The sequence below is a fragment of the Stenotrophomonas sp. G106K1 genome (assembly GCF_037969685.1).
Classification (GTDB): domain Bacteria; phylum Pseudomonadota; class Gammaproteobacteria; order Xanthomonadales; family Xanthomonadaceae; genus Stenotrophomonas; species Stenotrophomonas lactitubi.
The window spans coordinates 134,965-158,430 of record NZ_JBBPFR010000008.1; the positions used below are offsets into that span (position 1 = coordinate 134,965).

A 23,466-nucleotide genomic window follows, 5' to 3' on the forward strand; every position below is an offset into this window, starting at 1 on the left:
GATCATGGATCATGCCTAACTACCGCACGTACCTTCAGGACCATCACACCATCGAGCAGCAGACGCTGAAGAACAGTCCACTGCTTGCCAAGCTGCAGAGCGCCGGAAAGTTCGATATCCATTCCCTGGAGAACCGACTTTTTCTGCCAGCAGATCCCCAGTTTGCCAACGTGCTTGGTGTTACTCCCCATAGTGGTGGTCCGCTGAGTGCCTACCAGCTAGGGATGCTTGATCGACTGAACAGGATCCAGATGACCTCTGATGGTCAAGCCTCATTAGAGGGCGACCTGTCAGCGATGGATCGAGTTGCCCGGCGGGTGGAGCAGTTGCGGGATACTGTCAAGGTCGGCCTGATCAACGGTGATTTGAACACCAACACCCCCGTCGGAAGCTCCCCTGAGCTGACCAACCAGCAGGTCCGATACTTCTTTCGCAACATCCCCGCCTACTACCAGACCCACGCTCAGCAGATTGAGGTCTTGAAGGGCTTCAACGGCGTGGACCACGGCTGGGGCGCGATCGTGCATACCGAGCCGCGGATCGTCACTTCGCTGCATCAGTTCCAGGTCGATAGCCGGCCGATCATTCGCGGCGGCAACATCGAACTTCAACGCAGCGGGTTATCACTGGCCATTGCCAATGCCCACTACGATGGCCGTCTGAGCATGTCTCCCGGCGGCATCCTGGTAGTAGAGCGCACCCTGGGTGAGGAAGCGGCCTATCGCATCCGTGTACCGCGTGCACAGCAGGGCTTCGCTTCGATGGACCTGCTCCTCGGCGAAGCCTCGGCCAGCCCGTTGATCCGTGCCGGTGGTCTGCTGGCCTCTGGCGCTGATGCCGTCATGACCACGCGTCGCGTGTCCGAGCTTCTGCAGCAAGGTAATGGCACAGCCGCGCAGTCTGAGTTCACCCATGCACTCGCACGCAGTGGTGGAGGCTGGATGGGCGGCATGGCAACGGCCTCGGTCATTGGTACATCGAGCTTTGTGCCGGCGGCGGTGGTCGCTGCCGATGCGCTGTTCATGAGCAAGGCCTTCGACAAAGGTGCTGATCTGCTCGACAACCGCGCCGTCTACCGCCAGGAAGACAGTGCGCATGTGCAGTGGGAGTTCAACGGCCGCAACTGGCAGCGCGAAGCGAAGATGGTGCGTACGGCCGATGGCTTGCCCGACGCCGCCGAGCATAGTGTCGGCGCCAGCTATGAGAAGGCGCGTGAGTTGGGCGCCAAAGCTAGTGTGCGTGCCGTAGAGCTGGCACTGGGCAAAGCACATGAGCCGCAGAATCCCTTCAGCATCCCGGCAGGGCCGCAGGATGTGAAAGGTCTGGACAATCAGAACTGGCAGCGTGACCCGCAGACCGAGCAGTGGACCCGTCAGGTGAAGACGGCCGTGGTAGGTGCCAACGACCGTGGCGTGTACGAAACCCAGATCGCCACGCCGGAGCGCGCAGCAGAACTGAACCAGCTGGCGGTGCAGCGTATCGAAGACAACATTGCCCATGGCAAGGCCGCCATCGCGGCCAGCTATCTGGAAACCCGCGCCGCCACCCGCGCCAGCGATTTCGTGCCGTTGGTACCCGATGCCGTGGAGACTGCGCGCGCCCGGCCCGATGCCATCCTGGGTTCGGACAATACGATGTACCAGCGCGACGCCGCCGGGCAGTGGAGCCATGACGGCAAGGTGGCCCAAGGGAACCTTGCGTTGGAACTGGAGCTGACACGCACGATCCAGCAACCCTCGCTGGAACGGTTCGAGCGCGCGCTGGCTGCACTGGAAGCCCGGCCTGCGCCGACCAACGCCGAACTGAACCAATACGAGCAGCGCCATGCCTATGCCTCGGCGGGCGTTGCGCCAACGCCTGTGTGGCAACAGGCCATCGCGTTGGCCACGGCTCGCACGCGCGAGCAGCATGGCATTACCGGCGCCACGATGCAGGAGCTGGGCCCGGCCGTTGACGGCCATGCCGGCGAATCCCGGCCGATCACGCATTACCAGGTGGGGCAGGATGGCGTGGCCCGACCGGTGGCGGTGACCACCACCGAGGAGCTACAGGCGGCATGGGGGGAAGTACGTGCACGTGCAGGCGAGCATGCACCTGTGCAGGAAATCCCGGAGCTGCGCATTGCTGCGTTGTCACCGCGCGAGCGGGAGGCGCACCAGCAGGCGCTGCAGGAGGCCAATCGCCAGGGCGCGGCCAGCGTGGATGCGGGGCAGATAGCGCTGGCGGCAGCGCAGCACGTGAGCGGCAGTGCAACGGCACCTTCCAATGCGCTTGAAGCGGTGGAGGCGGCTCAGCGCGAAGAGGCGCTGCATCGGCCGCTGGCCACTGCTGAACCGGTTGCGGCTGCACCGCCGCTGGTAATGCGGCCACCACCGGAGCCCAAACCCGAAGCTGCTGTCGCCAAGCAACCTGCGGAGCCGAATACCCCATCGTCATCCGGCCAGTTCGAGGCTGAGCATCGGCGCGACACGTATGCAGCAGAAGTGCGGCACCCGCCGTCGCTCGCTGCAACGGGTATGCCAGCGGTCACGCACGGCACTGCCATGCACAACGCGGCCACGCCCGAACCGACCCGAATTCCTACGCCCGATCCGGTGCCGCGGCAGGTGAACGCATCGCCGCGCATCACCGAGTCAGCGCAGACCGGCCCAGCAGCGCATGAACCTTTTGCCCATGCCATGCCGCCGGAAGCGCAGCCCTCGGCAACGCCTCCGCAGGAAAGCACTTCGCAGCAAGTTGAAAGACGCCATGAGGTGCAGCCAACCACCGAATCATTGCCGTCACCCGCCACGCAGCACGCGTCCATCGAACGGCCCACTGCCGACCATGCAGAGACGTTGCCTGAAAACGAGCAATCCCTCATGCAGGTCCCGGTTGCGCCGGTGACTGCATGGGCTGAGCCCACGACCGCTCCGACCACGCATCCGGCCTATGCAGTGGCGAGCGATGCCGATCCGGTGCAGGTCGCTCGCGATGAGAAGCCCGATCCCACCCGCCCGGGCCACACCGACCACGCGCTCTACCAGCAGATCTGCGAGGGGGTGCAAGCCTTGGATGCCAAGCACGGACGCAGATTCGACGCGACCAGCGAGCGGATGGCAGCCAGCCTGCTGGTGCTGGCCAAGGACAACGATCTGGAGCGGGTCGACCACGTGCTGTTGAGCAACGCCACTGCAGACAAGCCGGCCGGGCATACCCTGTTCGTGGTGCAGGGCGAACCAGGCAACCCAGCTCACCTACGGGCTGCGATGCCGACGGAACTGGCTGCACAGACCTCGGTGGAAGAGTCGATGCAGCAGTTCGACGTGGTGAGCCAGGAGGCCCATCAACGGGCTCTGGCCAATCAACTTGAGCAGCAGATGGAAGATCAGCGGGTACAACAGGATATCCAGATTCGCGCTGCCAGTGGCGGGTGAAACTGGGGCTTGCTCATCTGGAGATCGGGCTATACCGTCTTCGGTTGCATGTAGTAGAAGCCCCATCCATATGGGCGTTGTCCAGTCTGGCGCCGGTGCCAAAGTGTTTGGCTCTATGTGATTCATCAATGACGAAGGAACGTCGAATGCAGCTTGAGCTTCGAACGATGGTTACTGCGCTGGGCTCACTTTTCTTCATCGCAATGCCGGCAGCGGCCGCTGAATCCGTCGATCTTCCAACCCCGCAGGCACAAGCCGAACTGCTGGACATACTGGAGCGCGAGGCGCTGTACCGTGACCGCGTGGAATGGCCGGCCATCCGCACGCGCATGAAGGCTGCACAGGGCGATCCGAGCAGGACGCGTGAGGTTCTACGCGAAGCGATTGACCGCAGTTCCGCTGGCCATGGCAGTTGGATCAGTCCCCAGCGGCTGCAATCGGAGGCACAACGCCTAGGTCGTGCCAATGCCGCCGTTTCCACTGCGCCGGAAGCGCATGTGCCGGTCGATGTGCTGGATCGGCGCATCGGCTGGTTGGGTATCGAAGGCTATTCCGTCGCCCCGGGGCCCGCTGCGCGCGAGCAGATGAAGGCGCGTGCCGCACGCTGGCAGGCGATCATCCGCGACAAGGACAACGGCAACCGCTGCGGCTGGATCGTTGATCTGCGCGGCAACACCGGTGGCAACATGTGGCCGATGCTGGTGGGTGCAGCGCCGTTGCTGCGTACCACGGCGAACGATGATGAAGAGGTCGGTTCCTTTGCCACCCCCGCTGGCGCGGAGCGCTGGCAGTCCACGGTTTCCGGGGTGCGCCTTGGATCGCGTGTGATTGTGGATCTCGGTACACTTGGCTACTGCTTGAAGAAGCCGGGTGCGCCGGTAGCTGTGCTGACCGGCCCGCTAACCGCCAGTTCCGGTGAAGCCACGGTGCTGGCCTTCCGTGGCCGGCCGCAGACACGCAGCTTCGGTCTGCCCACCGCCGGCATGTCCACGGCCAACATCGTGCGGCCGCTGGTCGATGGCAGTTCACTGGTGCTGACCACCAGCGTGATGCGGGACCGCAACGGACGTGGCGATGGGCTGAAGATCGCGCCGGACGAGGCCACCGTCGGCGATGCCGCCACGGTGGCTGCCGCCGAAGCCTGGCTGCTGGCCCAGCCCGCCTGCAGGAAAGGCTGAACCATGCTGCTGATCGGCCAGCACGAACGGGTGCTGATTGTCGGCCCCACCGAAGCACACCACTGCCTGCGATGCCAGGCTGAAACCGAGTTCGCCCCGCAGCTGCGCTACAAGATGGCGCGCATCGACCTGCTGTTCGGCTTCGTCTACCAGCGCCGTTACGAGTTGGCCTGCACCCACTGCGAACACGGCTGGGTGCTGGATACCGAAAGCATGGACCAGCAGCTGGGCGGGATACCGATCCCGTGGCGACACCGCTTCGGCCTGCCGGTGATGCTGGTGGTGGTGGCCGGGCTGGCAGTGGCGGGGTGGATGTGGCGGCAGGGGCACGGAGGCATCTGATGGGTCATGATTTGCATATGTCCCATATTGGGACTAGGATGCGCCCGTGAGAGTTTTCGCGCTGTCTACGCTCAGGCGCTACCGGGAGAGGTTTCCAGAGTGCGAGCAGCCGCTGAAGGCTTGGCACGACGAAGCGAGGCGCGCCGCCTGGGCGAGTCCGCATGACATCCGCAGTTGCTATGCGAGTGCGAGTTTCATCGGTAGCAGTCGCGTAGTTTTCAACATCAAAGGCAACAGCCACAGGTTGATTGTCGACGTTACCTATCAGCGTCAGATGATCTACATCAAGTTCATCGGCACCCATGCCGAATACGACCGGATTGACGTAGCGACCGTGGAGGAAAAATGAACATTCGTCCCATTCGCACAGAAGATGACTACCAGAACGCGTTGCGCGAGCTGGAGGCCTATTTCGAGAACGAACCCGCCCTGGACAGTGAAGAAGGCGACCGCTTCGAGATTCTCGCCACCTTGGTGGAGGCTTACGAAGCGAAGCATTACCCGATCGAGCTGCCGGATCCCATCGAGGCAATCCGCTTCCGCATGGAGCAGGGCGGTCTGACCGTCAAGGACCTGGTACCCTCCATTGGTCAGCTCAACCGCGTGTATGAGGTGTTGAATCGCAAGCGTGGATTGACCCTGGAGATGATCCGCAACCTGCACCGCAACCTGGGTATTCCGGCGGAAAGCCTGATCGGCCGCTGAGGTCCATCCCGGTGCAGGATGGGGTGTACGTAGCCTTGTGCAGGGCCTGCTAAAGTTGCAGCCAGCAATCACGTACCGGAACCCACCATGGACCACGAAACGCCGTTCGAACCCGCCAACGACCTGGAAGTGCGCTTGTTGCAGGCCCAGGACGGAACCCTCACGGCCTCGCAGTTCCTCGACGGCCTGCTGACCGCGCCGGTGTTCGTGCTGCTGGACAAGGCCATCGGTGAAGATGGCGCCTGGGACGAGAGCATTTCGCCGCTGGTGCTGACCAGCGAAGGCGGCGAGCCGATGTTCGCGGTGTTCACGGCGCCCGAGCGCGCGGAAATCTGGCATGAGCAGCTGCCGCAGTTCGCCCATGCCATGCCCATCGCGGTACATGCGCTGCTGTCGGGCATCGGCGAGGGCGTCGGCCTGGTGCTGAACCCGGGCCTGGACGTGGGCATGGAGATGATCCCCGACGCGGTGGCGCAGCTGAAGGAACGTGCTGCGGCGATCACACGTGGGATGGCGCACTGACAAAGCGGATACCGTGGTTGCCGGCCAGCGGCCGGCACTACCCGATGCTTCAGCGGGCGGCAGCGATCGCTCGTACACGCGCCTTGGCCAGCGCCTCACCAATGGCCGGCCCCTTCAGGTGCGTGGTGTCCAGATCACGCGCCTGCACTGACAGCGCTGCCCGGTGCAGGCGCTTGAGTGTTTCGCCCTGCGGGTAGTCGCTGTCCTCGAAACCGAGCCGGCCGCGCTTGTCGGCCTCGCAGCACAGCGCGATGCGGCCCACCCGTTCCGGCCGGCGCAGTGCATCGCAGCGGCCCAGCAGTTCCAGCACGGTGGCATCGCGCAGCTCGTCGATGCGATGCACGTTCAGATGCTCGCGACATACTGCCTCGGCCAGCTGTTGGTGCTCGGTCGGAATCTTCAGGCGCGCGCACAGTGCTTTCAGCGGCGTGATGCCGCGCTGCTCGTGCATGATGTGGCGCGGCCATTCCTCGGGCGGGGTCAGGCCCTTGCCGAGGTCGTGGGTCAGTGCGGCGAAGCCGACCAGATCATCACCGGGTGCGAGTTTCGCGGCCATGTCGCTGACCATTTCCTGGTGGACGCCGGTATCGACTTCGGGATGGAATTCCGCGCGTTGCGGCACGCCGTACAGCGCTTCCAGCTCCGGCAATATCGGGCCCAGCGCGTGCGCGTCGTGCAGGGTGCGCAGGAACGCGGACGGGCGTTCGCACACCAGTGCCTTGCGCAGTTCCTGCCACACACGTTCCGGCACCAGTGTGTCGAGCTCGCCGCTGGCGGCAATCTCGCGCATCAGTTCCATGGTTTCCGGCGCGACGGTGAAGCCGAGCGAGGCGAAGCGGGCCATGAAGCGCGCCGCGCGCAGCACGCGCAGCGGGTCTTCAACGAAGGCGGGACCGACATGGCGCAGCACGCGCTGCTCGATGTCACGCGCCCCGCCATAGGGGTCGACCAGCGCGCCGCTGTCTTCATCGCAGGCGATGGCGTTGATGGTGAAGTCGCGGCGCTGCAGGTCTTCTTCCAGCGTCACCGCCGGATCGGCATCGACCACGAAGCCGCGGTAGCCACGGCCGGATTTGCGTTCGGTGCGCGCAAGCGCGTATTCCTCGCCGGTCTTCGGGTGCAGGAACACGGGGAAATCGCGGCCCACGGCGGTAAAGCCCTGCGCTTCCATCTGCGCGGGCGTGGCACCGACGACGACCCAATCACGGTCGCCGGCAGGGCGCTGCAGAAGGCGGTCGCGCACGGCGCCGCCGACAAGATAGATCTTCATGGGGGGATGATGACATGGTAGTGCTGGGCCATGCCCGGCGGGATACTTTGCAGCGTCCGCCGGGCATGGCCCGGCGCTACCGTCATCGGGCGATCAATCGCCGCCCTGGTCGGCGTCGGCGGCGCAGGTGAAGCTCTTGCGCTTGTCCACCAGGCGGCCCATCAGGCGGTCGCTCAGCGGCAATGCGTCGGCATTGAGCCGCCAGTCGTAGATCACGCTGAAGGCCAGCACGCGGGCCACGTACTCGCGCGTTTCCTTGTAGCTGATGGTCTCGATCCACAGGTCCGGATCGAAGCCCGGGCGCTGGGTCTGCCAGCGCGCGGTCGGCGTCGGCCCAGCGTTGTAGGCGGCGATGGTCACGTAGGGCAGGCCGTCGTACTTGTTCATCAACTGCCGCAGGTATGCGGTGCCGATGGCGATGTTGGTGTCCGGGTCGTACAGGCTGTCAGCGCCGCCGTAGCCGGTCAGGCCGATGGACTTGGCCACACCAGCACCGGTCGCCGGCAGCACCTGCATCAGGCCCATGGCGTTGGCAGGCGAACGCGCGCGCGGGCTGAACACGCTTTCCGCACGGATCTCAGCGGCCACCCAGGCCGGGTCCAGCGCATTGCGCGCCGCCTCGCGACGGATCGTGGCGTCGTGGTGCAGCGGGAAGCGCAGGTCGTACAGGCGCTGCTCCTGCTTCTGCTTGCCGAGCGAGAACACCGCGCGGTCGAACCAGCCGTTGTCCTGCGCCACGCGTACCGCAAGGCGACGCTGGGTGTCATCGAAGCGCGACAGTGCGTTGTTCCATTCGGCCACCGCCCAGCCGGCGCGGTCGATCTGGTACAGCGCCATCGCGCGCTGGATGGCCGGATCGCGCGCCACTGCGGCCTGCGCCTGCGCGCTGTCGTTGGGCTTCCACGGGCACAGCGTGTAGGGCTGCTGCAGCTTGTCCGCCGCCAGGAAGCCATGGAAGGTCGGCGCGCGTGCGGCTTCGCGGAACAGCGGCTGCGCCTGCTGTACTTGGCCGGTCTTTTCCAGCATGCGGCCTTCGAAATAGCGCCAGCGCGAATCGTTGCGCTGGGTCGGACCCATCTTGCGGATCGCTGCCAGCGTTGCCGGCCAATCGCCGCGCGACATCGCTTCGCGCGCGCGCCATTCGTGCAGGCGTTCGTCGTAGGCCGCATCGGGTACCGCATTCAAGCGGCGGGCCGAGTCGGGCAGGTAGGACGCCACCGTCCACAGGGCGATCTGGTAACGCACCTGACCCTGCTGCTGCGCGCTCAGGCCCAACGCCTGCGCGTACTGCGGCAGCTGCTGTTCGGTAGCATCCGGGTCGGCCTTGGCCAGCTTGGCCAGGCCGTCGGTGGCGATGCGCCGGCTGCGCTCGTTGCGCGGCCAGTTCAGGGCGCTGGCGTTGGGCTTGTCGACGAAGGCGGCGTAGGTGTTGGCCAGGGCCAGATCACTGGCCGGCAGGCCGCGCGCGGCCGAACGCATCACCGCCGGCTGCTGTGCATCGGCAGCGGCATCGATGCGTTCCCAGCGCAGTGCATCGCTCATGCCACCCTGCGCCTGCAGCACGGCGAACACGGCGTCACAGGCATCGGGCAACGACTTGCCGTTCTTGCGCCACAGATCCTGGGCTTCACCGATCCACTGCGGGTCCAGCTTGCCGGTGGCCTGGCGCGCTGTCAGCTGCGCACAGCGCAGGCCGAGGTTGTCGGTGGGAGCCCAGTTGGCCAGCAGCGTCGGCCAGTCCTGGCGGCGCGCGACAGAGGGCAGCCAGGCGCTGCGAAAGCTGTTGGCCACGGCCTGGCCCTGGTAGCGCTTGAGGAAGGCTTGTGCCTGCGCCGTATCGACGGTGTCGATGTTGCGCCGTAGGTTGGCGAATTCCAGCCAGCCATACGCGGGATGGCGGCTGAGCGCAGCGGCCTGGCCGGGATCGAACTGGCCACGTTCGGCGGCTGCGATGGCGGCCTTCAGCTGGGCGTTCTGGGCATCGAGGGACTGGGCACTCGCGCAGCCGATCAGCAGCGTGGTGGCCAGCGGGAGCAGGGACAGGGCGGTCGAAGATCGTCGGGTCATGGCGACCAGCATAGCGGGCAGTGGCTGAATTCAGTTTCGCATTGTGTACACGGCCGAAGACGGCAACGACAGCTGAATGATGGTGGGATCCGCACTGCCGCGAGGGCGGCTGCCCAGCGTAGGTTTGGGCTGGGGCAACCGGCCCTGCTGCAGGGAGCGGCACATGGCATTCAGTAGCGCAGGAAGAAGCGGCCCGCTGGCGGACATCAACGTCACGCCACTGGTGGATGTAATGCTGGTGTTGTTGATCATCTTCATCGTGACCGCGCCGATGTTGTCGCGACCGATCAACGTGCAATTGCCGCAGGCCACCGATCGCGTGGTTGATCGCCCCGAACCGCCACCGCCGATCGAGCTGCGGCTGGATGCGTCCAGCCAGTTGAGCTGGGACGGGCAGCCGATGGCCATTGGCGATCTGCAGTCGCGCCTGCAGGCGCAGGCCAGCGAGCATGCCGGCAACCTGCCGGAGCTGCGCATCAGCACCGATCCGTCGGCCGAGTACGACGGCATGGCCAAGATCCTGGCCGCCGCCGAGGCCACCGGCATGCAACACATCGCGTTCGTGCAGTGAGCGAGTCGCCGGTGCGGCCTTCCTGATGGAGGGCCGCACTCGCGCATGGGCGCTTACAAAGTCACCGGTGGTCAGCGCGGGCTTCGGTGAATACGCAGCGAAATGACGTTATCTGCTTTCAGAATCGTCAAATCTGCGTGAAAGAGTGTCGGGCATCACGCCGCGATCTTTACCGCTTGTTTACAAAGGAGACGCTGCCGCCATGCAGGGGGGAGCGCGGCAGTCCATGTCCCGACATTCCTTTGGAGAGAGAGCGAATGAACTACCTGCACCACCGCCCCTTGGCGGTTGCCGTCGCGCTGTGCGTGATGACCCTGGCACCGCTGGGTGCCGCTGCACAATCCACCACCAACCTGGATGCGGTGGAAGTCACCGGTACCCGCATCAAGCGCGCTGAAGTCGAAGGCCAGGTGCCGGTCCAGACACTGACCCGCGGCGATATTGAACGCACCGGCCTGACCTCGATCGGTGAAGTGCTGCAACAGCTCACCGGCTCAGGCTCGGCGCTCAATGCCAAATTCAATTCGTCGGGCAACTTCGGTTTCCCGCCCGACGGCAGTGGCGTCGGCGCGGGCTCGGCGCAGGTGGACCTGCGCCATCTGGGTGCCAAGCGTGTACTGGTACTGGTCGATGGCATCCGCTGGGTCAATGAATCCTCGGCCTCGGGCGTGGGGTCGGCCACCGACCTCAATACCATCCCACTGGCGATCGTTGAGCGCATCGAAGTGCTGGAAGACGGCGCATCGTCGTTGTACGGCTCCGATGCCATCGCCGGTGTGGTCAACATCATCACCCGCCGCGATTTCGATGGCGGCCAGGTGACGTTGAACTATGGCCAGTACGGCAAGGGCGATGGCACGCAGAAGGGCGTGGACCTGGCCTGGGGCAAGAGTGGTGACCGTTACAGCCTGTTCCTGGGGGCAAGCTGGACCAAGCAGGACCCGGTGTACGCGAAGGACCGCGAGCAGTCGCGCTTCCCGATTCCCGGTACCGGCCTGGCCTTCGGCAGCGGCGGCATTCCGCAGGGCCGTTTCATGTTCACCGACCCGAACACCGGTGCGGTGCAGAACATCGTGCCCAATACTGGCGTGAGCAACCCGCGTTACGACGGCAGCGCAGGCTGCAACCGCACTGACGACTACCACTGCTTCACCAGCGCCGACCGCTTCAACTTCGCCGAGTACAACATGGTGCTGACGCCGTCGGAGCGTAAGGGCCTGTTCGGCCAGTTCCGTTTCGACATCACCGACAACGTGCAGTGGTACGTCAAGGCACTGGGCAACCGCCGCGAGTCGACCAACCAGGCCGGCCCGGAGCCGCTGTTCTTCGGCCCCGATGGCGCCACCGGCAATCCGCTGGCCGACAACATCGTGGTCTCGGCACTGAACCCGTACAACCCGTTCGGCTTCGACCTGGTGTCGTCGGGCAACATGAGCCTGATCGGTCGCCGCCCGGTGGAAGGCGGCGCGCGCGTGTTCGAGCAGAAGGTGGACACCACGTACTTCGCCACCGGTCTGGTCGGCAACTTCCAGGCGGCCGACCGCAGCTGGTACTGGGACGTCAACGGCATGTACAGCAAGAACAAGGCCGAGCAGACCAACTACGGCAGCTACAACATCTACAACGTCAACATGGCGCTGGGTGATCCGGCGGTGTGCGCGGCCACGCCAGGCTGCGTGCCGCTGAACATCTTCGGTGGCGCCGGTTCGATCACCCCGGACATGCTGCGCTGGATCCAGCCGGTGGTGCGCGACCGCAGCCAGAACGAACTGAGCCTGTTCACCGCCAACCTGTCCAGCGATCTGTTCACACTGCCGGCCGGCCCGGTGTCCTTCGCCACCGGCCTCGAACACCGCAAGTACAAAGGCTCGTACCAGCCTGATCCGTTGACGGTGATCGGCCATTACAACGGCGTACCGTCGCAGCCCACGTCCGGCTCCTACGATGTCAACGAAGCGTACCTGGAGCTGAGCGTGCCGATCTTCGCCGACTCGGCGCTGGGCAAGAAGCTGGACCTGAGCCTGGCTGGCCGCTACTCGGATTACTCGACCTTCGGTGGCGAGTTCACTCCCAAGTACGGCTTGCGCTGGCAGGTGACCGATGACTTCGTGCTGCGTACCACCTATGCCGAAGGCTTCCGCGCACCGTCGATCGGCGAGTTGTACGGTTCGGCCGCGCGTGCCGATCTGCAGTTGTTCGATCCCTGCTCGGTGGGCCTGGGGGGCACACCGCCGCGTGGCAGTGCGGCCAACTGCGCGTCGCTGGGCGTGCCGACCGGCTTCCAGCAGGCCAACTCGCAGATCTCGGTGACCACCGGCGGCAACCGCGAGCTGGAGCCGGAGCAGTCGCGCAGCTTCAGTGCCGGTTTCGTGTGGAGTCCCTGGTTCGGCAACGATGCGTCGTGGTCGGAGCGTTTCGACGTGGAAGTGACGTTCTACCGCCACAACATCGATGGCGCGATCCAGGCGATCAACGCGCAGACCCAGCTGGACCTGTGCGTGGATACGCTGGACCCGATCTACTGCGATGGCATCACCCGTGCCAGCACCGGTGCGGTCAGCAGCTTCAACAACCGCCTGACCAACCTGGGTTCGATCAAGACTGACGGCTGGGATGTGGATCTGTTCTGGACCCTGCCGCAGAGCTCGATCGGCCAGTTCAAGCTGGGCTGGAAGAACACCTTCGTCGGCCGCTATGAGGCCACCGGTGCGGCCGGCCAGCGGCAACCGCAGAAGCCGGGCGTGGAAGTGGCTGACAGTTCGATTCCGGAATGGACCAGCAACGCCAGCATCGGCTGGACGCTGGACAACTGGAGCGCCAACTGGACGGTACGCCACATTTCCGAACTGACCGAAGACTGCGGTGACGCCGTGGCGTTCCCGGTGTGCAGCAACCAGGCCGCCGGCACCAACACGCTGTCGGCGACCACCTTCCACGATGCCCAGGTGGGCTACAAGATCGACTGGATGAAGGGGCTGCAGCTGACCGCTGGCCTGAACAACGTGTTCGACAAGGATCCGCCGATCTGCCTGTCGTGCTCGTTGAACGGCTATGACGCCTCGACCTACGACATCCCGCGTGGCCGTTACTGGTACCTGCGCGCGGACCTGCGCTTCTGATGTGAGTACAGCAGCGCCGGAGAGATTCCGGCGCTGCTGTTGCCGCGGTAGCGCCGGGCGATGCCCGGCGCCGTTTCTATCAGAACGACCAGGTAAACGTCAGCGAGCCGTTGCGACCATCGCCATACGCACCGTAGCCATTGATCTGCGAGAGATACTTCTTGTCCAGCAGGTTGTTGAGGTTGGCCTGCACGCTGAACTCCGGCGAGATGCGGTAGCGCACGAAGGCGCTGACCAAGGCGTAGCCGCTCTGCTCGATACGGCCATAGGCCGGCACCGGGTAGTAGATGCGGTTCTGCCAGTTGGCACCGCCACCGACAGTCAGTTCCTGCAGCGACTGCGGGGTGTAGCTGGTGAACAGTTTGATCGCGGTCTGCGGCAGGTTGGTGTTGATGTCGGCGTCGTTGGCATCCTTGGCCACGTAACGGGAAGCGCCGAACGTGGCGTTCCAGCCCGGTGCCAGTTCGCCGTTGAGTTCGAACTCGAAGCCGCGGCTCACCGTGCCGCGTGCGGCGCGATAGGCGAATTCGTTCTGGCTGCCGGGCACCGGCTCGCCAGTGATCTGGCCGACGTTGTCCTGTTCAATGCGGAACACCGCCAGCGAAGCATTCAAACGGTTGTCGAACCAGGCGCCCTTGACGCCCACTTCGTAGCTTTTGCCATCCACCGGGTCCAGATAGCTGCCGTTGCGGTCCTTCAGCGTCTGCGGCTGGAAGATCTCGGTGTAGCTGGTGTACGCCGAGTAGGTGTCGTTGATGTCGAACACGAGGCCGGCATACGGCGTGGTCACCTTGTGCTGGCGATCCGCGCCTTCGCCCTCGCTCTTCCAGTCGGTGTAGCGCGCGCCGATGATCAGCTTCAACGGGTCGGCCAGTGACAACCGTGCGGCGACGTAGCCGGCCTTCTGGGTAATGGTGCCTTCGCTGGCCAGGGCCAATGGGTTCCAGTTCGGCTCACTGATGTTGCCGGTCCAGTTGAGATAGCTGGCAAACGGGTTCCACGGCAGGCCAGCGCCGCCCACCTGATAGTCGCCGTAGTTGGCGTACTCGCGCTTGTTGTAGCTCAGGCCCGCCATCAACTGGTGTTCGCGACCGAACAGCTGGAACGGGCCGTCGACATAGCCATCCACGCCGGTGACCTTGCGCTCGGTATTGTAGAAGCCGGCCGAGGGCGAAATGCCTGCACCGGTGGTCTTGTCGAAGTTCGACGCGCCGGTGGTCCAATCGTTGTACGCGGGGTAGAACAGCTTGTCGTCGGCCTTGGTCTGGTCATGCGTTGCGCCGATCTTGAACTTCCAGCCGTTGCTGAAGGCGTGCTGCAGGGTGGCGAACGCGCGCTTGCTGGTGGTGTCCCAGTAGGTCCAGTTCGGGCTGGCGTTGAACGATTCGTCGTACGGCGTCGCGCTGCCGTCGGAGTACAGCATCGGGAAGCCACCCCAGGTCGCGCCGTTGGCGCGCTTCTGCTGGTAGTCGTAGCCCACGCTGAGCTGGGTATCGGGGGTCAGGTCGGCGTCGATCACCGCATAGCCCAGTGTCTTGCGCTGGTTGTAGCGGTCCATCTGCCCATCGGTGTCCAGGTAGCTGCCGATCACCCGGCCGCGTACGGTGCCGCTGGCATTGAGTGCGCTGCCCACATCCACGGTGGTGCGGGTGCGGCCCCAGCTGCCAACGTTCACCGACACGCTGCCGGTCAGCTCGGCGCTGTCGGCGTGCTTGCGGATCAGGTTCACCGAGGCGGAAGGATTGCCGGCGCCGCTGAGCAGGCCGGTGGCGCCGCGCACCACTTCCACGCGGTCATACAGGGCCAGGTCCAGGCCGGAGTCGCCGTAGCTCCAGTTCTGCACCATCTGCGTGGGCAGGCCATCGAACTGATACGCATCGATGTAGAAACCGCGCGCATAGAACTCGGTGCGCTCGCTGTCGGACTGGGTGCTGGTGACGCCGGTAGTGTTGCCCAGCACGTCGATGATGTCGTCCAGCTGCTGATCTTCGATGCGCTGGTGGCTGATGATGCTGACCGACTGCGGGATTTCGCGCGGCGCCAGGTCGAAGCGGGTGCCGGCCGAGGTGCGGCGCACCGAATAGCCTTCGGCACGCTCGCCCTTCACCACGACCTTGTCGAGGGTGGTCGGGTCGGCGGCGTTTTCGGCGAAGGCGGCGGGGGCGGCGGCCACGCAGAGTGCGGCGAACACCGCAGCGGACAGGCGATGCGGCTGCAGGGGAGGGAAGGCGGGACGGATCATCGGGGGATTCCTGGGCGGGCACGCGCGTTCGGCCGGCATCCAGGAGGCGAGGCGCTACGGGTAGGAGAAGGGCGGGCAGGCCGTCCTGGCACCACCGGAAACGAAAGAAATGGTAATACGAATTATTCCTATTTACAAATCATGAACGGCGCGATCCGAAGCCACGCCCACGCTGCTGTCATCGAGTGTCTTGCTGCCGTAGTAGTGGCAGCGGATCGCGAGCGCCGTCTTCCCCGTAGATGCCCCAATGCAGATGCGGCGGCGTGCCCTTGGCGTTGCCGCTGTCGCCGACATGGCCGAGCAGGTCGCCGGGCTGCACCACCTGGCCGCGCGCCAGGCCATCGGCCCAGTCTTCCAGGTGCGCGTAGTAGTAGCGTTCGCGCCCCGGCCCGATCACCCAGACCTGGCGGCCGCCGAGGCCGCTGTCGCGGATGTCGGCGACGACGCCGGGGGTAGCGCTGCGCACCGGCGTGCCGCGCTTGCCGAAGATGTCGATGCCCGCATGGCTGCGGTCGCGACCGCGCGGCGCACCGAAGGTATCGGCGATCTGGCGCGGGCCGACACCGTCCACCGGCACCGGCAGTTCCGTGGCCGGCGGCATGCGCGAAAGTGTCCACAGCATCTTCGGTGCGGCGGCCCACGGGCTGTTCCAGAAGGCCATCGCCGCGATGACCAGGATCAGCAGGATGGCGCCACGCAGCAGCCAGCGGCGCAGGCGTCTGGCGTTGGAGGGGGCAGGGGTATTCATGCGTTGCCAGTGTATGAGCAGGCCATGCTCGACTGCATCTGCGCTATGACAGCGGCACGTCGAACCCGCGTTTCAACGTGCCCAGCGCCACCGACGTACGGAAGCGTTCGATGTTGTCATCCGCACCGAACAATCGTTCGGTGATCGCCTCGTACTCTTCCATCGATGCCGCCGAAAGCAGCAGCAGGAAATCACCATCACCGGTGATCGAGTAACACTGTTGCACGGCAGGGTCGTCCAGCACGCGGCGGCGGAACGGGGCGACCTTCTCGCGCTGTTCGCTGACCACACGCACCTCGACGATGATGGTCAGCGGCCGGCCGATCTTCGCGGCATCGATCACCGCCACATTGGCGGCGATCACGCCGCTGTCCTGCAGGCGCTTGATCCGCCGTTGCACGGCCGGGGTCGACAGGTGCACGGCCTCGGCGATCTGTCGCTGCGGCAGGGTGTTGTCCTGCTGCAGCAGGGCGAGGATGGCGCGGTCGAAGCTGTCCAGCACAGGGGCGGTGGCCATGGTGAGCAGAAGTTGCACGGACGGGCCGTCAATTGAGCCAAGTGCTCGTCGCCGGCGCAATAGACTGGCGGCATGCAGACTTCTCGAATCGCGCCGATGTTGCCGGCGCTGGCGGTGCTCGGCTCGGTCACCGCACTGGCCATCGGTACCTCCTACGCCAAGCAGCTGTTCCCGTTGATCGGTGCGCAGGGCACCAGCGCGCTGCGCGTGGGCTTTTCGGCGTTGTTGCTGCTGCTGTTCTGGCGGCCATGGCGCTGGAAGACCAGCCGCGTGGATGCGATCACCATCCTGCGCTACGGCCTCACCCTGGGCCTGATGAACCTGTTGTTCTACATGGCCTTGCGCACGATCCCGTTCGGTATTGCGGTGGCCATCGAATTCACCGGCCCGCTGACGGTGGCCATGCTGTCGTCGCGGCGGCCGATCGATTTCCTCTGGGTGGGCTGTGCGGCGGTCGGACTGCTGTTGCTGTTGCCGATCGGCGGCGGCCCGGCACTGGATCCGGTGGGCGTGCTGTACGCCATGGGCGCGGCGGCCTGCTGGGGCCTGTACATCGTGTTCGGCAAGCGCGCCGGCCACCTGCATGCCGGGCATTCGGTGTCGCTGGGGCTGCTGGCCGCGTCGCTGGTGGTGGTGCCGGTGGGCGTGGTGCATGCCGGTGCGGCGTTGCTGGAACCGAAGATCCTGCTGGCCGGGCTGGTGGTGGCACTGGTGTCCAGCGCGATCCCGATGTCACTGGAGATGATGGCGCTCAAGCGCCTGCCGAAGGAGACCTTCGGCATCCTGATCAGCATGGAACCGGCGGTGGCCGCACTTTGGGCGATGCTGTTGCTGCACGAGCACCTGCATGGCCTGCAGTGGCTGGCCATCGGTTGCACGGTGCTGGCCTCGGTGGGCAGCACGATGACCGCACGGCGGTTGAAGGTGCCGGTGGCGCAGGCGGGGTAGCGCCGGGCCATGCCCGGCGGAGAGCGTGCGGACCAACGGTCCACACCCACACGAGCAACGGTCCGCACCCACCAGATCAGCGTGCCAACCGAAGTTGGCAGCTACCAGAAGTGCTCAGCGCAGGGCGTCGGCGGGGACGTCGATCGCCATCGCCAGGGCCAGATGGTCGGAGAACGCAGCGGGCACCGCTTCCACGGTGCGGGTCTGCAGGCCGCTGCTGACCAGGATGTGGTCGATGGCGCGGTCGGGGCGCCAGCTGGGGAAGGTCGGCACGATGCAGCCAGGCGGCTGCAGCCGGGTCTTCTGGTACAGCACCTGCATTTCCGGACGTTCGGCCAGGCAGTTGAAATCGCCCATCAGCACTGCATTGGGATGGTCCGACAACAGCTCGGCGATGAAACCGAGCTGGGCCATCCGCGAACCTGCGCCCAGCGACAGATGGGCCACCGCAACGGCCAGGCCGTCGCGACCATCGCCGAACCTGGCCAGCAGCACGCCGCGCCCGCCGATGCGGCCGGGCAGGGCGTGGTCCTGCACTTCCACCGGTTCCAGCTTGCTCAAAAGGCCGTTGGCGCTGGAGGCGACGCCGCCCATGCGACGGTTCGGCTGGTGGCTCCAGTAATTGAAGCCGGCGCGCTGGGCCAGGTAATGGGTCTGGTTGGTGAAGCCCGAGCGCAGGCTGCCGGGGTCGGCCTCCTGCAGGCCGACGATGTCATGACCGCGCGCCAAAGTGGCAATCGCGTCAAGGCTGCTGCGCTTGCGACCCGCCGGCAGCGCATGTGACCAGCTGCGGGTCACATAGTCGCTGTAGCGGCGGGTACTCGAGCCGGCCTGGATGTTGGCCGTCAGCAAGCGCAGGGTCCGTGTTGTGGGGGAAGTCACGGCCGGGAAAACGTCTCTTTGATCAGTGAGCCTGGGCCGCACTGCGTTCGCGGGCGATCAGGTGGTCGGCAATGCGCAGCATGTCCGGGAAGCTCTTGCCCTTCACCAGGTACTTGCCGTTGACGATGATCGACGGGGTGCCGCTGATCTGGCTGCGCTGGGCGAACTGCTTGGCCGAGTTGGTCTTGGCATTGACCGCGAAGCTGCCCATGGTGGCGGCGAACTGCTTCGGATCCACGCCGTAGGCACCGTAGAACTTGGCGATGTCTTCGACCGAATCAGCACCGCGCTCGCCCTTCAGGGTCTTCTGCGAGTGGATGGCCGAGTACAGCGCTTCGTGGGTCTTCTCCTGCACGCCCAAGGTCTGAGCGGCATAGAAGGCACGGGCGTAGTTGTCCCAGGTGCCGCCGAACATGGCCGGCACGTAGACGAAGTTCACATCGCTCGGCAGGCCAGCCTTCCACGGGCCGACCAGCGGCTGGAATGCGGCGCAGGCCGGGCAGACGTAACCGAAGATCTCGACCACTTCGACCTTGCCGGCCGCCGGCTGGAACGGCTGGCCGTTCGGGATCAGCTGGTAGTCGGCGCCTTCCACCGGAGCCGGGCCGGTCAGCGCGGCGGTGGTCGGAGCAGGTGCGGCGCTGGCGGCGGTCTTGTCACCCTCGGCAGCCGGTGCAGCGGCTTCGCTGCCTGCGGCCGGCGCGGCCGGTTCGGTGCTGGCCGGGGTCGCGGCCGGTTCTGCCGGGGCGGAGGTGTTGGTGGTGCCGTCGTCGGCCTTACAGGCCGCCAGGATCGGCAGCAGTGCTGCGAGGGCGAGGGCGGCGAAACGGGTCTTCATGGAAACGTCTCCAGCATCTGGAAAGGTGGGGCCGGCGTCAGGCGCCGGCCAGAGGGAAATGATGACATGCGGCGGCGACAGCGCCGTGTCGATGGTGTGAGTTGGTTCAGCGGCCGCGGGCGGCGCGGGCCTGGGCGATCAGTGCCGAGGCGATGCGCAGCTGGTCGTCGAAGCTCTTGCCACGCACCAGGTACTGGCCATTGATGATGATGGCCGGGGTGCCCGGCACCTGGGTGCGCTGGGCGAAGGCACGGGCGGCATCGACCTTCTTCTGTACCGCCTCGCCGCGCAGGGCCTGGGTGTAGCGCTCCGGCGTCACGCCGTAGGCCTTGTAGAAGTTGGCGAGCTCATCGGCCGAGACGTTCTGCATCGGCAGCGTGCCGTCATCGTGCAGGGCCTTGAACACGGCGGCGTGGCTGCGCTTGGCCACACCCACTTCGTCGGCGGCGTAGTAGGCCAGGGCCCAGGCATCCCAGGCACCGCCGAAGGCGGCCGGGACCGGGGTGAAGCGCACGTCGGCCGGAAGCTTGGCGGCCCAGGTGGCCAGCTGCGGTTCGAAATGGGCGCAGTGCGGGCAGGTGTAGCCGAACACCTCGACTACTTCGATCTTGCCGGCCAGCGGCTGGAACGGGCCAGGCTGGGCGATGCGCTCGTAGTCTTTGCCTTCGACCAGCGGGGCGTTGGCAGGGGTGGCGGCGCAGGCCGCCAACGGCAGCAGCACCAGCAGGGACAGCAGAAGGCGGGGAATCAACCTCATCGACACGCATCTCCGTTGAAAATGACAACGCCGGCGCAGCCGCCGGCGTGAAGGAAACATACCGCAGCGACGGGCCGTCGTGGCGACCCGCGCCGACCAGTGGCGGTCAGGGGGCGGCGGCCGGTCGCGTCGAAGCGCTCTCGGCGGCGAGGTCGTCGGCCTTGTTGTGCAGGCCCTGCAGGTAGCTGGAAAGGGCCTGCACCTCCTGCTCGGTCAGCTTCTGCGCCACCGTGGCCATGATCTGGAAGTGCGCCTTGTCGGTCTCGTTGGTCTGCCCGGCCTGGTATTCCTGCAGGCGCCGGGCGACATAGCTGGCGTGCTGGCCGCCGATGTGCGGGTAGGCCGGGCCGGGGTTGCCGGCGCCGCTGGGGCCGTGGCAGGCCATGCAGGCCGGCAGCCCGCGCTGGGCGTCGCCGCCGCGATAGAGCTGCTGGCCGATCTGGTAGAACTTCATGCCCTTGTACGGGCCCTCGGCCACCAGCGTGTCGTCGGCGATGCCGGCGTTCGCCTTCTGGGTGGCGAAGAACGCGCCGATATCGCGCATGTCCTGCGGGGTGAGGTTCTGCACGAAGGGCACCATCGCCACGGCGGCGCCGGAACTGCGCTGGCCGTTGGCGATCAGGGCCATCTGCTGGGCGACGTAACGCTCGCTCTGGCCGGCGATGCTGGGATACATCTCCACCGTGGAATTGCCATCGGCACCATGGCAGGCGGCACACGCGGTGGCCTTGGTCTGGCCGGCCTTGGCATCGCCCCAGGTGGTCTTGCTGAAATCCACCTCCAGCGAGGCGGTCCTGATCGGGCCGTTGTCGGGCAGCGGGGTCAGCGTGGTCTGCGCGAAGGCAGCAGCGGCAACAACGGCAGTAGCAAGGGCGGATACGGCAAGAACGCGAGCGTGGCGCATGCTGAAGCTCCGTATGGACCGGCCGGGCGGCGGCGGCCGGCATCGCCCGGATTATCAACGCCGTTTCCGTACACGGTCAACGCAGCAGTGCAGCATTTTCCCGCTGGAAGGCCCCGGGCCGGGCGCGCGGCGCCGCAACATGCGATCCTATGCGCATGTCATTGCTCATCGAACGCGCCCAATACCACCTCTCTGCCCACAACATGGGGCAGCTGCCGCCCGATGAAGGTTCCGAAGTGGCCTTTGCGGGTCGCTCCAACGCCGGCAAGTCCAGCGCGCTCAACGCGCTGACCCGCCAGAACAGCCTGGCCCGGGTCTCCAAGACCCCTGGCCGGACCCAGCAACTGGTGTTCTTCCAGGTCACCCCGGACGCCCATCTGGTCGATCTGCCCGGTTATGGCTACGCCAAGGTGCCGCTGGACCTGCAGGCGCACTGGCAGGCCTTCATCGATCGCTACTTCCGCACCCGCGAGGCCTTGAAGGGCCTGGTGGTGGTGATGGACATCCGCCATCCGCTGAAGGACTACGACCGGCAGATGCTGGCCTACGCCGTGCAGCGTGGCCTGCCGGCGCACGCGCTGCTGACCAAGGCCGACAAGCTGAGCCGCAGCCAGCAGATGCAGACCCTGCAGAAGGTGCGCAAGGAACTGCATTCGTCGTTCGGCGATACGGTGAGCGTGCAGGTGTTCTCCGGCGCCGCCCGTACCGGCGTGGATGAAGCCCGCGGCATCATCGGCGGCTGGCTGGGGCTGGAATAAGGAACAGGGCGCCGGGCTTTGCCCGGCGACACTTCTGTAGAGCCGAGCCCACGCTCGGCTGCCGCGCGTAGCGCGGCGAGACCCTGATGGCCGAGCATGGGCTCGGCTCTGCAGGGGGTCATTTCAACGGCGAGAACTCCGCCGGTACCCACGCATAGGCCTTGCCCTCGCTGCGCACGTGACCCAGCCCGGGGAAGGGCAGGTGCGCGCCGGCCACCCACCAGGCCTTGGCGGTGGCTTCCTGCAACACGCTGCGACGGCTGGCCGTAGCCGCCTTGCGGTCAGAATCGGCCTCGAATGCCGCTTCCGGGTGCGCGAACTGCACCGCGTGGAAATGCAGCACATCGCCCCACACCAGCAGTGACTGGCCCTGGCTGTCGAAGCGATAGGACACGTGCCCCGGCGTGTGGCCGTGGGTATCCATCGCCACTGCGTGGCCGGGCAGGGCGTCGCCAGGCTGGAAGGTGCGCAGGCGTCCGGCGGCCTGGTACGGCGCCACCGCGTTGCGTGCCAGCGCGAATGCGAAGCGCACGCCTGCCGGCGCCGTGGCTTCGCTGGCGGGGTCGAGCCAGTAGCGGGCATCGGCCTTGGACAACCACACCGTCGCATTCGGATAGGCCGGCTTGCCTTGTGCATCGAGGATGCCGCACAGGTGATCGGGATGGGCGTGGGTCAGCAGCACCTCATCGATCTCGGCCGGGTCCACGCCCGCCGCACGCAGGTTGCCCAGCACCTGGCCCTGGTCAGGGCCGAAGCACTGCGCGGTGCCGGCATCGACCAGGGTCAGGTGCTTGCCCTGGCGCACCAGGAAGGCGTTGATCGCGGTCTGCAGGCCTTTCTTGTCTTCGGGCACGTAGCGGCCTTCGAGCAGGCGGCTGACCAGCGTTGGCGGCACATCGACCACTTCCTGCCGGCCGAGCGCGACCACGCCGTCGAACAGGGCGGTGACCTGCAGTGCACCGATGCGCTGGTGCTGTACACCCGGCACCTGTTGGGTGGGAGCGGGCGAGGTAGCCTCGGCCAGCGCGGCCAGCGGCAGGGAGGACAGGGCCAGCAGCAGGGCGGCGCGCAGTGGCAGGTGGCACAGGGTCATGGCGGTTCTTCTCGATAAGTGATGGGCAGGCCCGGTGCGCACAGCGTGCCGCGTTGCGCGTGCGTGCGGCGCTCAAACCACTGCGCGGAATGCTCAAGGGGGTTATCGGCAGGGCTGCGCCCTGCACCCGCAGAGGCAACGGCCGAAGCAACAGCAGAAGCGGGCTTCCTGTGGGGAGGCGGGGTGGGTCCGGTTGCGGGGGACGCTGCAAGTACGTCCATGTAAGCTCGGTCGCCGCTTGCTCGAGTGCGCAGTCCTGCGCACACGGCAAGACCGGGATTGGGCGTCCTGCCCCACCCGCCCGAGGCATGCCTCGGGCCCATGCGGCTCACGCCCCCGCAACCGGACCCACCCCGCCTTCGACAGATTCCCGCGATCTGTTGGGATGGCATGACCTGCTCTTGGTGGGTGTCGACCTTGGTCGACACATGGATCCACGCGGTGCGTGGATGCTCTTCGAATTCAATTCGGAATCATCGAAATGAATCGAATGGACGGGGAGGAAATCATCCACGCATGGCGTGGATCTACTGGCCACCGGGAAACTGTCGAAGGTGGGGCGGTGTCGGAGTGCCGCTTTGGCGTTTTC

General features: G+C 65.9%; 20 protein-coding genes. 10 read left to right on the plus strand and 10 right to left on the minus strand.

The genetic code is table 11. The features are described from left to right. Positions 1–11 precede the first annotated feature (11 nt). The 6 genes from WKB25_RS09975 (at position 12) to WKB25_RS10000 (ending at position 6,163) form a co-directional block, all read left to right on the plus strand. Positions 12–3,416 carry an XVIPCD domain-containing protein gene (locus WKB25_RS09975; RefSeq protein WP_340570293.1) on the plus strand — a complete coding sequence of 1,135 codons (3,405 nt, stop codon included), beginning with the start codon at positions 12–14 and terminating at the stop codon, positions 3,414–3,416. Between the two features lie 146 nt (positions 3,417–3,562). Continuing rightward, a complete protein-coding gene (locus WKB25_RS09980; RefSeq protein ID WP_340570295.1) occupies positions 3,563–4,594 on the plus strand; it encodes a S41 family peptidase in 1,032 nt (343 codons plus the stop codon). A 3-nt stretch (positions 4,595–4,597) separates the two neighbouring features. Then, positions 4,598–4,936 carry a hypothetical protein gene (locus WKB25_RS09985; RefSeq protein WP_340570297.1) on the plus strand — a complete coding sequence of 113 codons (339 nt, stop codon included), beginning with the start codon at positions 4,598–4,600 and terminating at the stop codon, positions 4,934–4,936. Positions 4,937–4,982: 46 nt separating this feature from the next. Further along, the gene (locus tag WKB25_RS09990) at positions 4,983–5,285 is read left to right on the plus strand and encodes a type II toxin-antitoxin system HigB family toxin (protein WP_340570299.1); all 303 of its coding nucleotides are present in this window, start codon (positions 4,983–4,985) and stop codon (positions 5,283–5,285) included. Continuing rightward, positions 5,282–5,641, plus strand: a complete 360-nt coding sequence (locus WKB25_RS09995; RefSeq protein WP_205406330.1) for a transcriptional regulator — start codon at positions 5,282–5,284, stop codon at positions 5,639–5,641. Before WKB25_RS09990 ends, WKB25_RS09995 begins: the two co-directional genes overlap by 4 nt. 87 nt (positions 5,642–5,728) lie before the next feature. Then, complete coding sequence (locus WKB25_RS10000) at positions 5,729–6,163, plus strand: SseB family protein (protein ID WP_049467432.1); 435 nt, start codon at positions 5,729–5,731, stop codon at positions 6,161–6,163. Positions 6,164–6,212: 49 nt separating this feature from the next. Here WKB25_RS10000 and WKB25_RS10005 read toward each other — a convergent pair whose 3' ends face one another. Together WKB25_RS10005 and WKB25_RS10010 are read right to left on the minus strand one after the other, a co-directional pair. Continuing rightward, complete coding sequence (locus WKB25_RS10005) at positions 6,213–7,433, minus strand: multifunctional CCA addition/repair protein (protein WP_340570302.1); 1,221 nt, start codon at positions 7,431–7,433, stop codon at positions 6,213–6,215. Positions 7,434–7,526: 93 nt separating this feature from the next. Then, the gene (locus WKB25_RS10010; RefSeq protein ID WP_340570303.1) at positions 7,527–9,512 is read right to left on the minus strand and encodes a transglycosylase SLT domain-containing protein; all 1,986 of its coding nucleotides are present in this window, start codon (positions 9,510–9,512) and stop codon (positions 7,527–7,529) included. A 151-nt stretch (positions 9,513–9,663) separates the two neighbouring features. Here WKB25_RS10010 and WKB25_RS10015 point away from each other — a divergent pair, with 151 nt between their 5' ends. Both WKB25_RS10015 and WKB25_RS10020 read left to right on the plus strand, forming a co-directional pair. Further along, a complete protein-coding gene (locus tag WKB25_RS10015; RefSeq protein WP_340570304.1) occupies positions 9,664–10,071 on the plus strand; it encodes a biopolymer transporter ExbD in 408 nt (135 codons plus the stop codon). A 257-nt stretch (positions 10,072–10,328) separates the two neighbouring features. Further along, a complete protein-coding gene (locus WKB25_RS10020; RefSeq protein WP_340570305.1) occupies positions 10,329–13,190 on the plus strand; it encodes a TonB-dependent receptor in 2,862 nt (953 codons plus the stop codon). Between the two features lie 79 nt (positions 13,191–13,269). On the opposite strand, the gene fhuE is transcribed toward WKB25_RS10020, so the two are convergent. The 3 genes from fhuE to WKB25_RS10035 form a co-directional block, all read right to left on the minus strand. After that, the gene (gene fhuE, locus WKB25_RS10025; RefSeq protein WP_340570307.1) at positions 13,270–15,432 is read right to left on the minus strand and encodes a ferric-rhodotorulic acid/ferric-coprogen receptor FhuE; all 2,163 of its coding nucleotides are present in this window, start codon (positions 15,430–15,432) and stop codon (positions 13,270–13,272) included. Between the two features lie 178 nt (positions 15,433–15,610). Then, positions 15,611–16,180, minus strand: coding sequence for a M23 family metallopeptidase (locus WKB25_RS10030; RefSeq protein ID WP_340570308.1), 570 nt, complete (start codon positions 16,178–16,180; stop codon positions 15,611–15,613). A gap of 43 nt (positions 16,181–16,223) precedes the next feature. Beyond that, positions 16,224–16,697 carry an Lrp/AsnC family transcriptional regulator gene (locus tag WKB25_RS10035; RefSeq protein WP_340570310.1) on the minus strand — a complete coding sequence of 158 codons (474 nt, stop codon included), beginning with the start codon at positions 16,695–16,697 and terminating at the stop codon, positions 16,224–16,226. A 72-nt stretch (positions 16,698–16,769) separates the two neighbouring features. Between WKB25_RS10035 and WKB25_RS10040 the strand changes: the two genes are divergently transcribed. Beyond that, positions 16,770–17,645, plus strand: a complete 876-nt coding sequence (locus WKB25_RS10040; RefSeq protein ID WP_089236864.1) for an EamA family transporter — start codon at positions 16,770–16,772, stop codon at positions 17,643–17,645. 114 nt (positions 17,646–17,759) lie between these two features. Here the strand turns inward: WKB25_RS10040 and WKB25_RS10045 are convergent, their stop codons facing one another. The 4 genes from WKB25_RS10045 to WKB25_RS10060 form a co-directional block, all read right to left on the minus strand. Then, positions 17,760–18,497 carry an endonuclease/exonuclease/phosphatase family protein gene (locus tag WKB25_RS10045; protein WP_340570314.1) on the minus strand — a complete coding sequence of 246 codons (738 nt, stop codon included), beginning with the start codon at positions 18,495–18,497 and terminating at the stop codon, positions 17,760–17,762. A gap of 52 nt (positions 18,498–18,549) precedes the next feature. After that, the gene (locus WKB25_RS10050) at positions 18,550–19,365 is read right to left on the minus strand and encodes a thiol:disulfide interchange protein DsbA/DsbL (RefSeq protein ID WP_340570316.1); all 816 of its coding nucleotides are present in this window, start codon (positions 19,363–19,365) and stop codon (positions 18,550–18,552) included. A 106-nt stretch (positions 19,366–19,471) separates the two neighbouring features. Further along, positions 19,472–20,122 carry a thiol:disulfide interchange protein DsbA/DsbL gene (locus tag WKB25_RS10055; RefSeq protein WP_265955606.1) on the minus strand — a complete coding sequence of 217 codons (651 nt, stop codon included), beginning with the start codon at positions 20,120–20,122 and terminating at the stop codon, positions 19,472–19,474. A gap of 106 nt (positions 20,123–20,228) precedes the next feature. Further along, positions 20,229–21,026 (minus strand): c-type cytochrome, encoded by a 798-nt coding sequence (locus WKB25_RS10060; protein WP_089236857.1) that lies wholly within the window; start codon positions 21,024–21,026, stop codon positions 20,229–20,231. Positions 21,027–21,181: 155 nt separating this feature from the next. Here WKB25_RS10060 and yihA point away from each other — a divergent pair, with 155 nt between their 5' ends. After that, positions 21,182–21,784 (plus strand): ribosome biogenesis GTP-binding protein YihA/YsxC, encoded by a 603-nt coding sequence (gene yihA / locus WKB25_RS10065; RefSeq protein WP_100462756.1) that lies wholly within the window; start codon positions 21,182–21,184, stop codon positions 21,782–21,784. A 118-nt stretch (positions 21,785–21,902) separates the two neighbouring features. Here the strand turns inward: yihA and WKB25_RS10070 are convergent, their stop codons facing one another. Beyond that, the gene (locus tag WKB25_RS10070; RefSeq protein WP_340570320.1) at positions 21,903–22,877 is read right to left on the minus strand and encodes an MBL fold metallo-hydrolase; all 975 of its coding nucleotides are present in this window, start codon (positions 22,875–22,877) and stop codon (positions 21,903–21,905) included. Positions 22,878–23,466 lie beyond the last annotated feature (589 nt).

Excerpts from the sequence above, each read along its gene's own strand:
- WKB25_RS10030 (WP_340570308.1), bottom strand. The coding sequence starts at position 16,180 with ATGAATACCCCTGCCCCCTCCAACGCCAGACGCCTGCGCCGCTGGCTG.
- fhuE (WP_340570307.1), bottom strand. The coding sequence starts at position 15,432 with ATGATCCGTCCCGCCTTCCCTCCCCTGCAGCCGCATCGCCTGTCCGCT.
- WKB25_RS10020 (WP_340570305.1), top strand. The coding sequence starts at position 10,329 with ATGAACTACCTGCACCACCGCCCCTTGGCGGTTGCCGTCGCGCTGTGC.
- WKB25_RS10000 (WP_049467432.1), top strand. The coding sequence starts at position 5,729 with ATGGACCACGAAACGCCGTTCGAACCCGCCAACGACCTGGAAGTGCGC.
- yihA (WP_100462756.1), top strand. The coding sequence starts at position 21,182 with ATGTCATTGCTCATCGAACGCGCCCAATACCACCTCTCTGCCCACAAC.
- WKB25_RS10005 (WP_340570302.1), bottom strand. The coding sequence starts at position 7,433 with ATGAAGATCTATCTTGTCGGCGGCGCCGTGCGCGACCGCCTTCTGCAG.
- WKB25_RS10035 (WP_340570310.1), bottom strand. The coding sequence starts at position 16,697 with ATGGCCACCGCCCCTGTGCTGGACAGCTTCGACCGCGCCATCCTCGCC.
- WKB25_RS09980 (WP_340570295.1), top strand. The coding sequence starts at position 3,563 with ATGCAGCTTGAGCTTCGAACGATGGTTACTGCGCTGGGCTCACTTTTC.
- WKB25_RS10070 (WP_340570320.1), bottom strand. The coding sequence starts at position 22,877 with ATGACCCTGTGCCACCTGCCACTGCGCGCCGCCCTGCTGCTGGCCCTG.
- WKB25_RS10010 (WP_340570303.1), bottom strand. The coding sequence starts at position 9,512 with ATGCTGGTCGCCATGACCCGACGATCTTCGACCGCCCTGTCCCTGCTC.
- WKB25_RS09985 (WP_340570297.1), top strand. The coding sequence starts at position 4,598 with ATGCTGCTGATCGGCCAGCACGAACGGGTGCTGATTGTCGGCCCCACC.
- WKB25_RS10015 (WP_340570304.1), top strand. The coding sequence starts at position 9,664 with ATGGCATTCAGTAGCGCAGGAAGAAGCGGCCCGCTGGCGGACATCAAC.
- WKB25_RS10050 (WP_340570316.1), bottom strand. The coding sequence starts at position 19,365 with ATGAAGACCCGTTTCGCCGCCCTCGCCCTCGCAGCACTGCTGCCGATC.
- WKB25_RS09975 (WP_340570293.1), top strand. The coding sequence starts at position 12 with ATGCCTAACTACCGCACGTACCTTCAGGACCATCACACCATCGAGCAG.
- WKB25_RS10040 (WP_089236864.1), top strand. The coding sequence starts at position 16,770 with ATGCAGACTTCTCGAATCGCGCCGATGTTGCCGGCGCTGGCGGTGCTC.
- WKB25_RS10055 (WP_265955606.1), bottom strand. The coding sequence starts at position 20,122 with ATGAGGTTGATTCCCCGCCTTCTGCTGTCCCTGCTGGTGCTGCTGCCG.
- WKB25_RS09995 (WP_205406330.1), top strand. The coding sequence starts at position 5,282 with ATGAACATTCGTCCCATTCGCACAGAAGATGACTACCAGAACGCGTTG.
- WKB25_RS10060 (WP_089236857.1), bottom strand. The coding sequence starts at position 21,026 with ATGCGCCACGCTCGCGTTCTTGCCGTATCCGCCCTTGCTACTGCCGTT.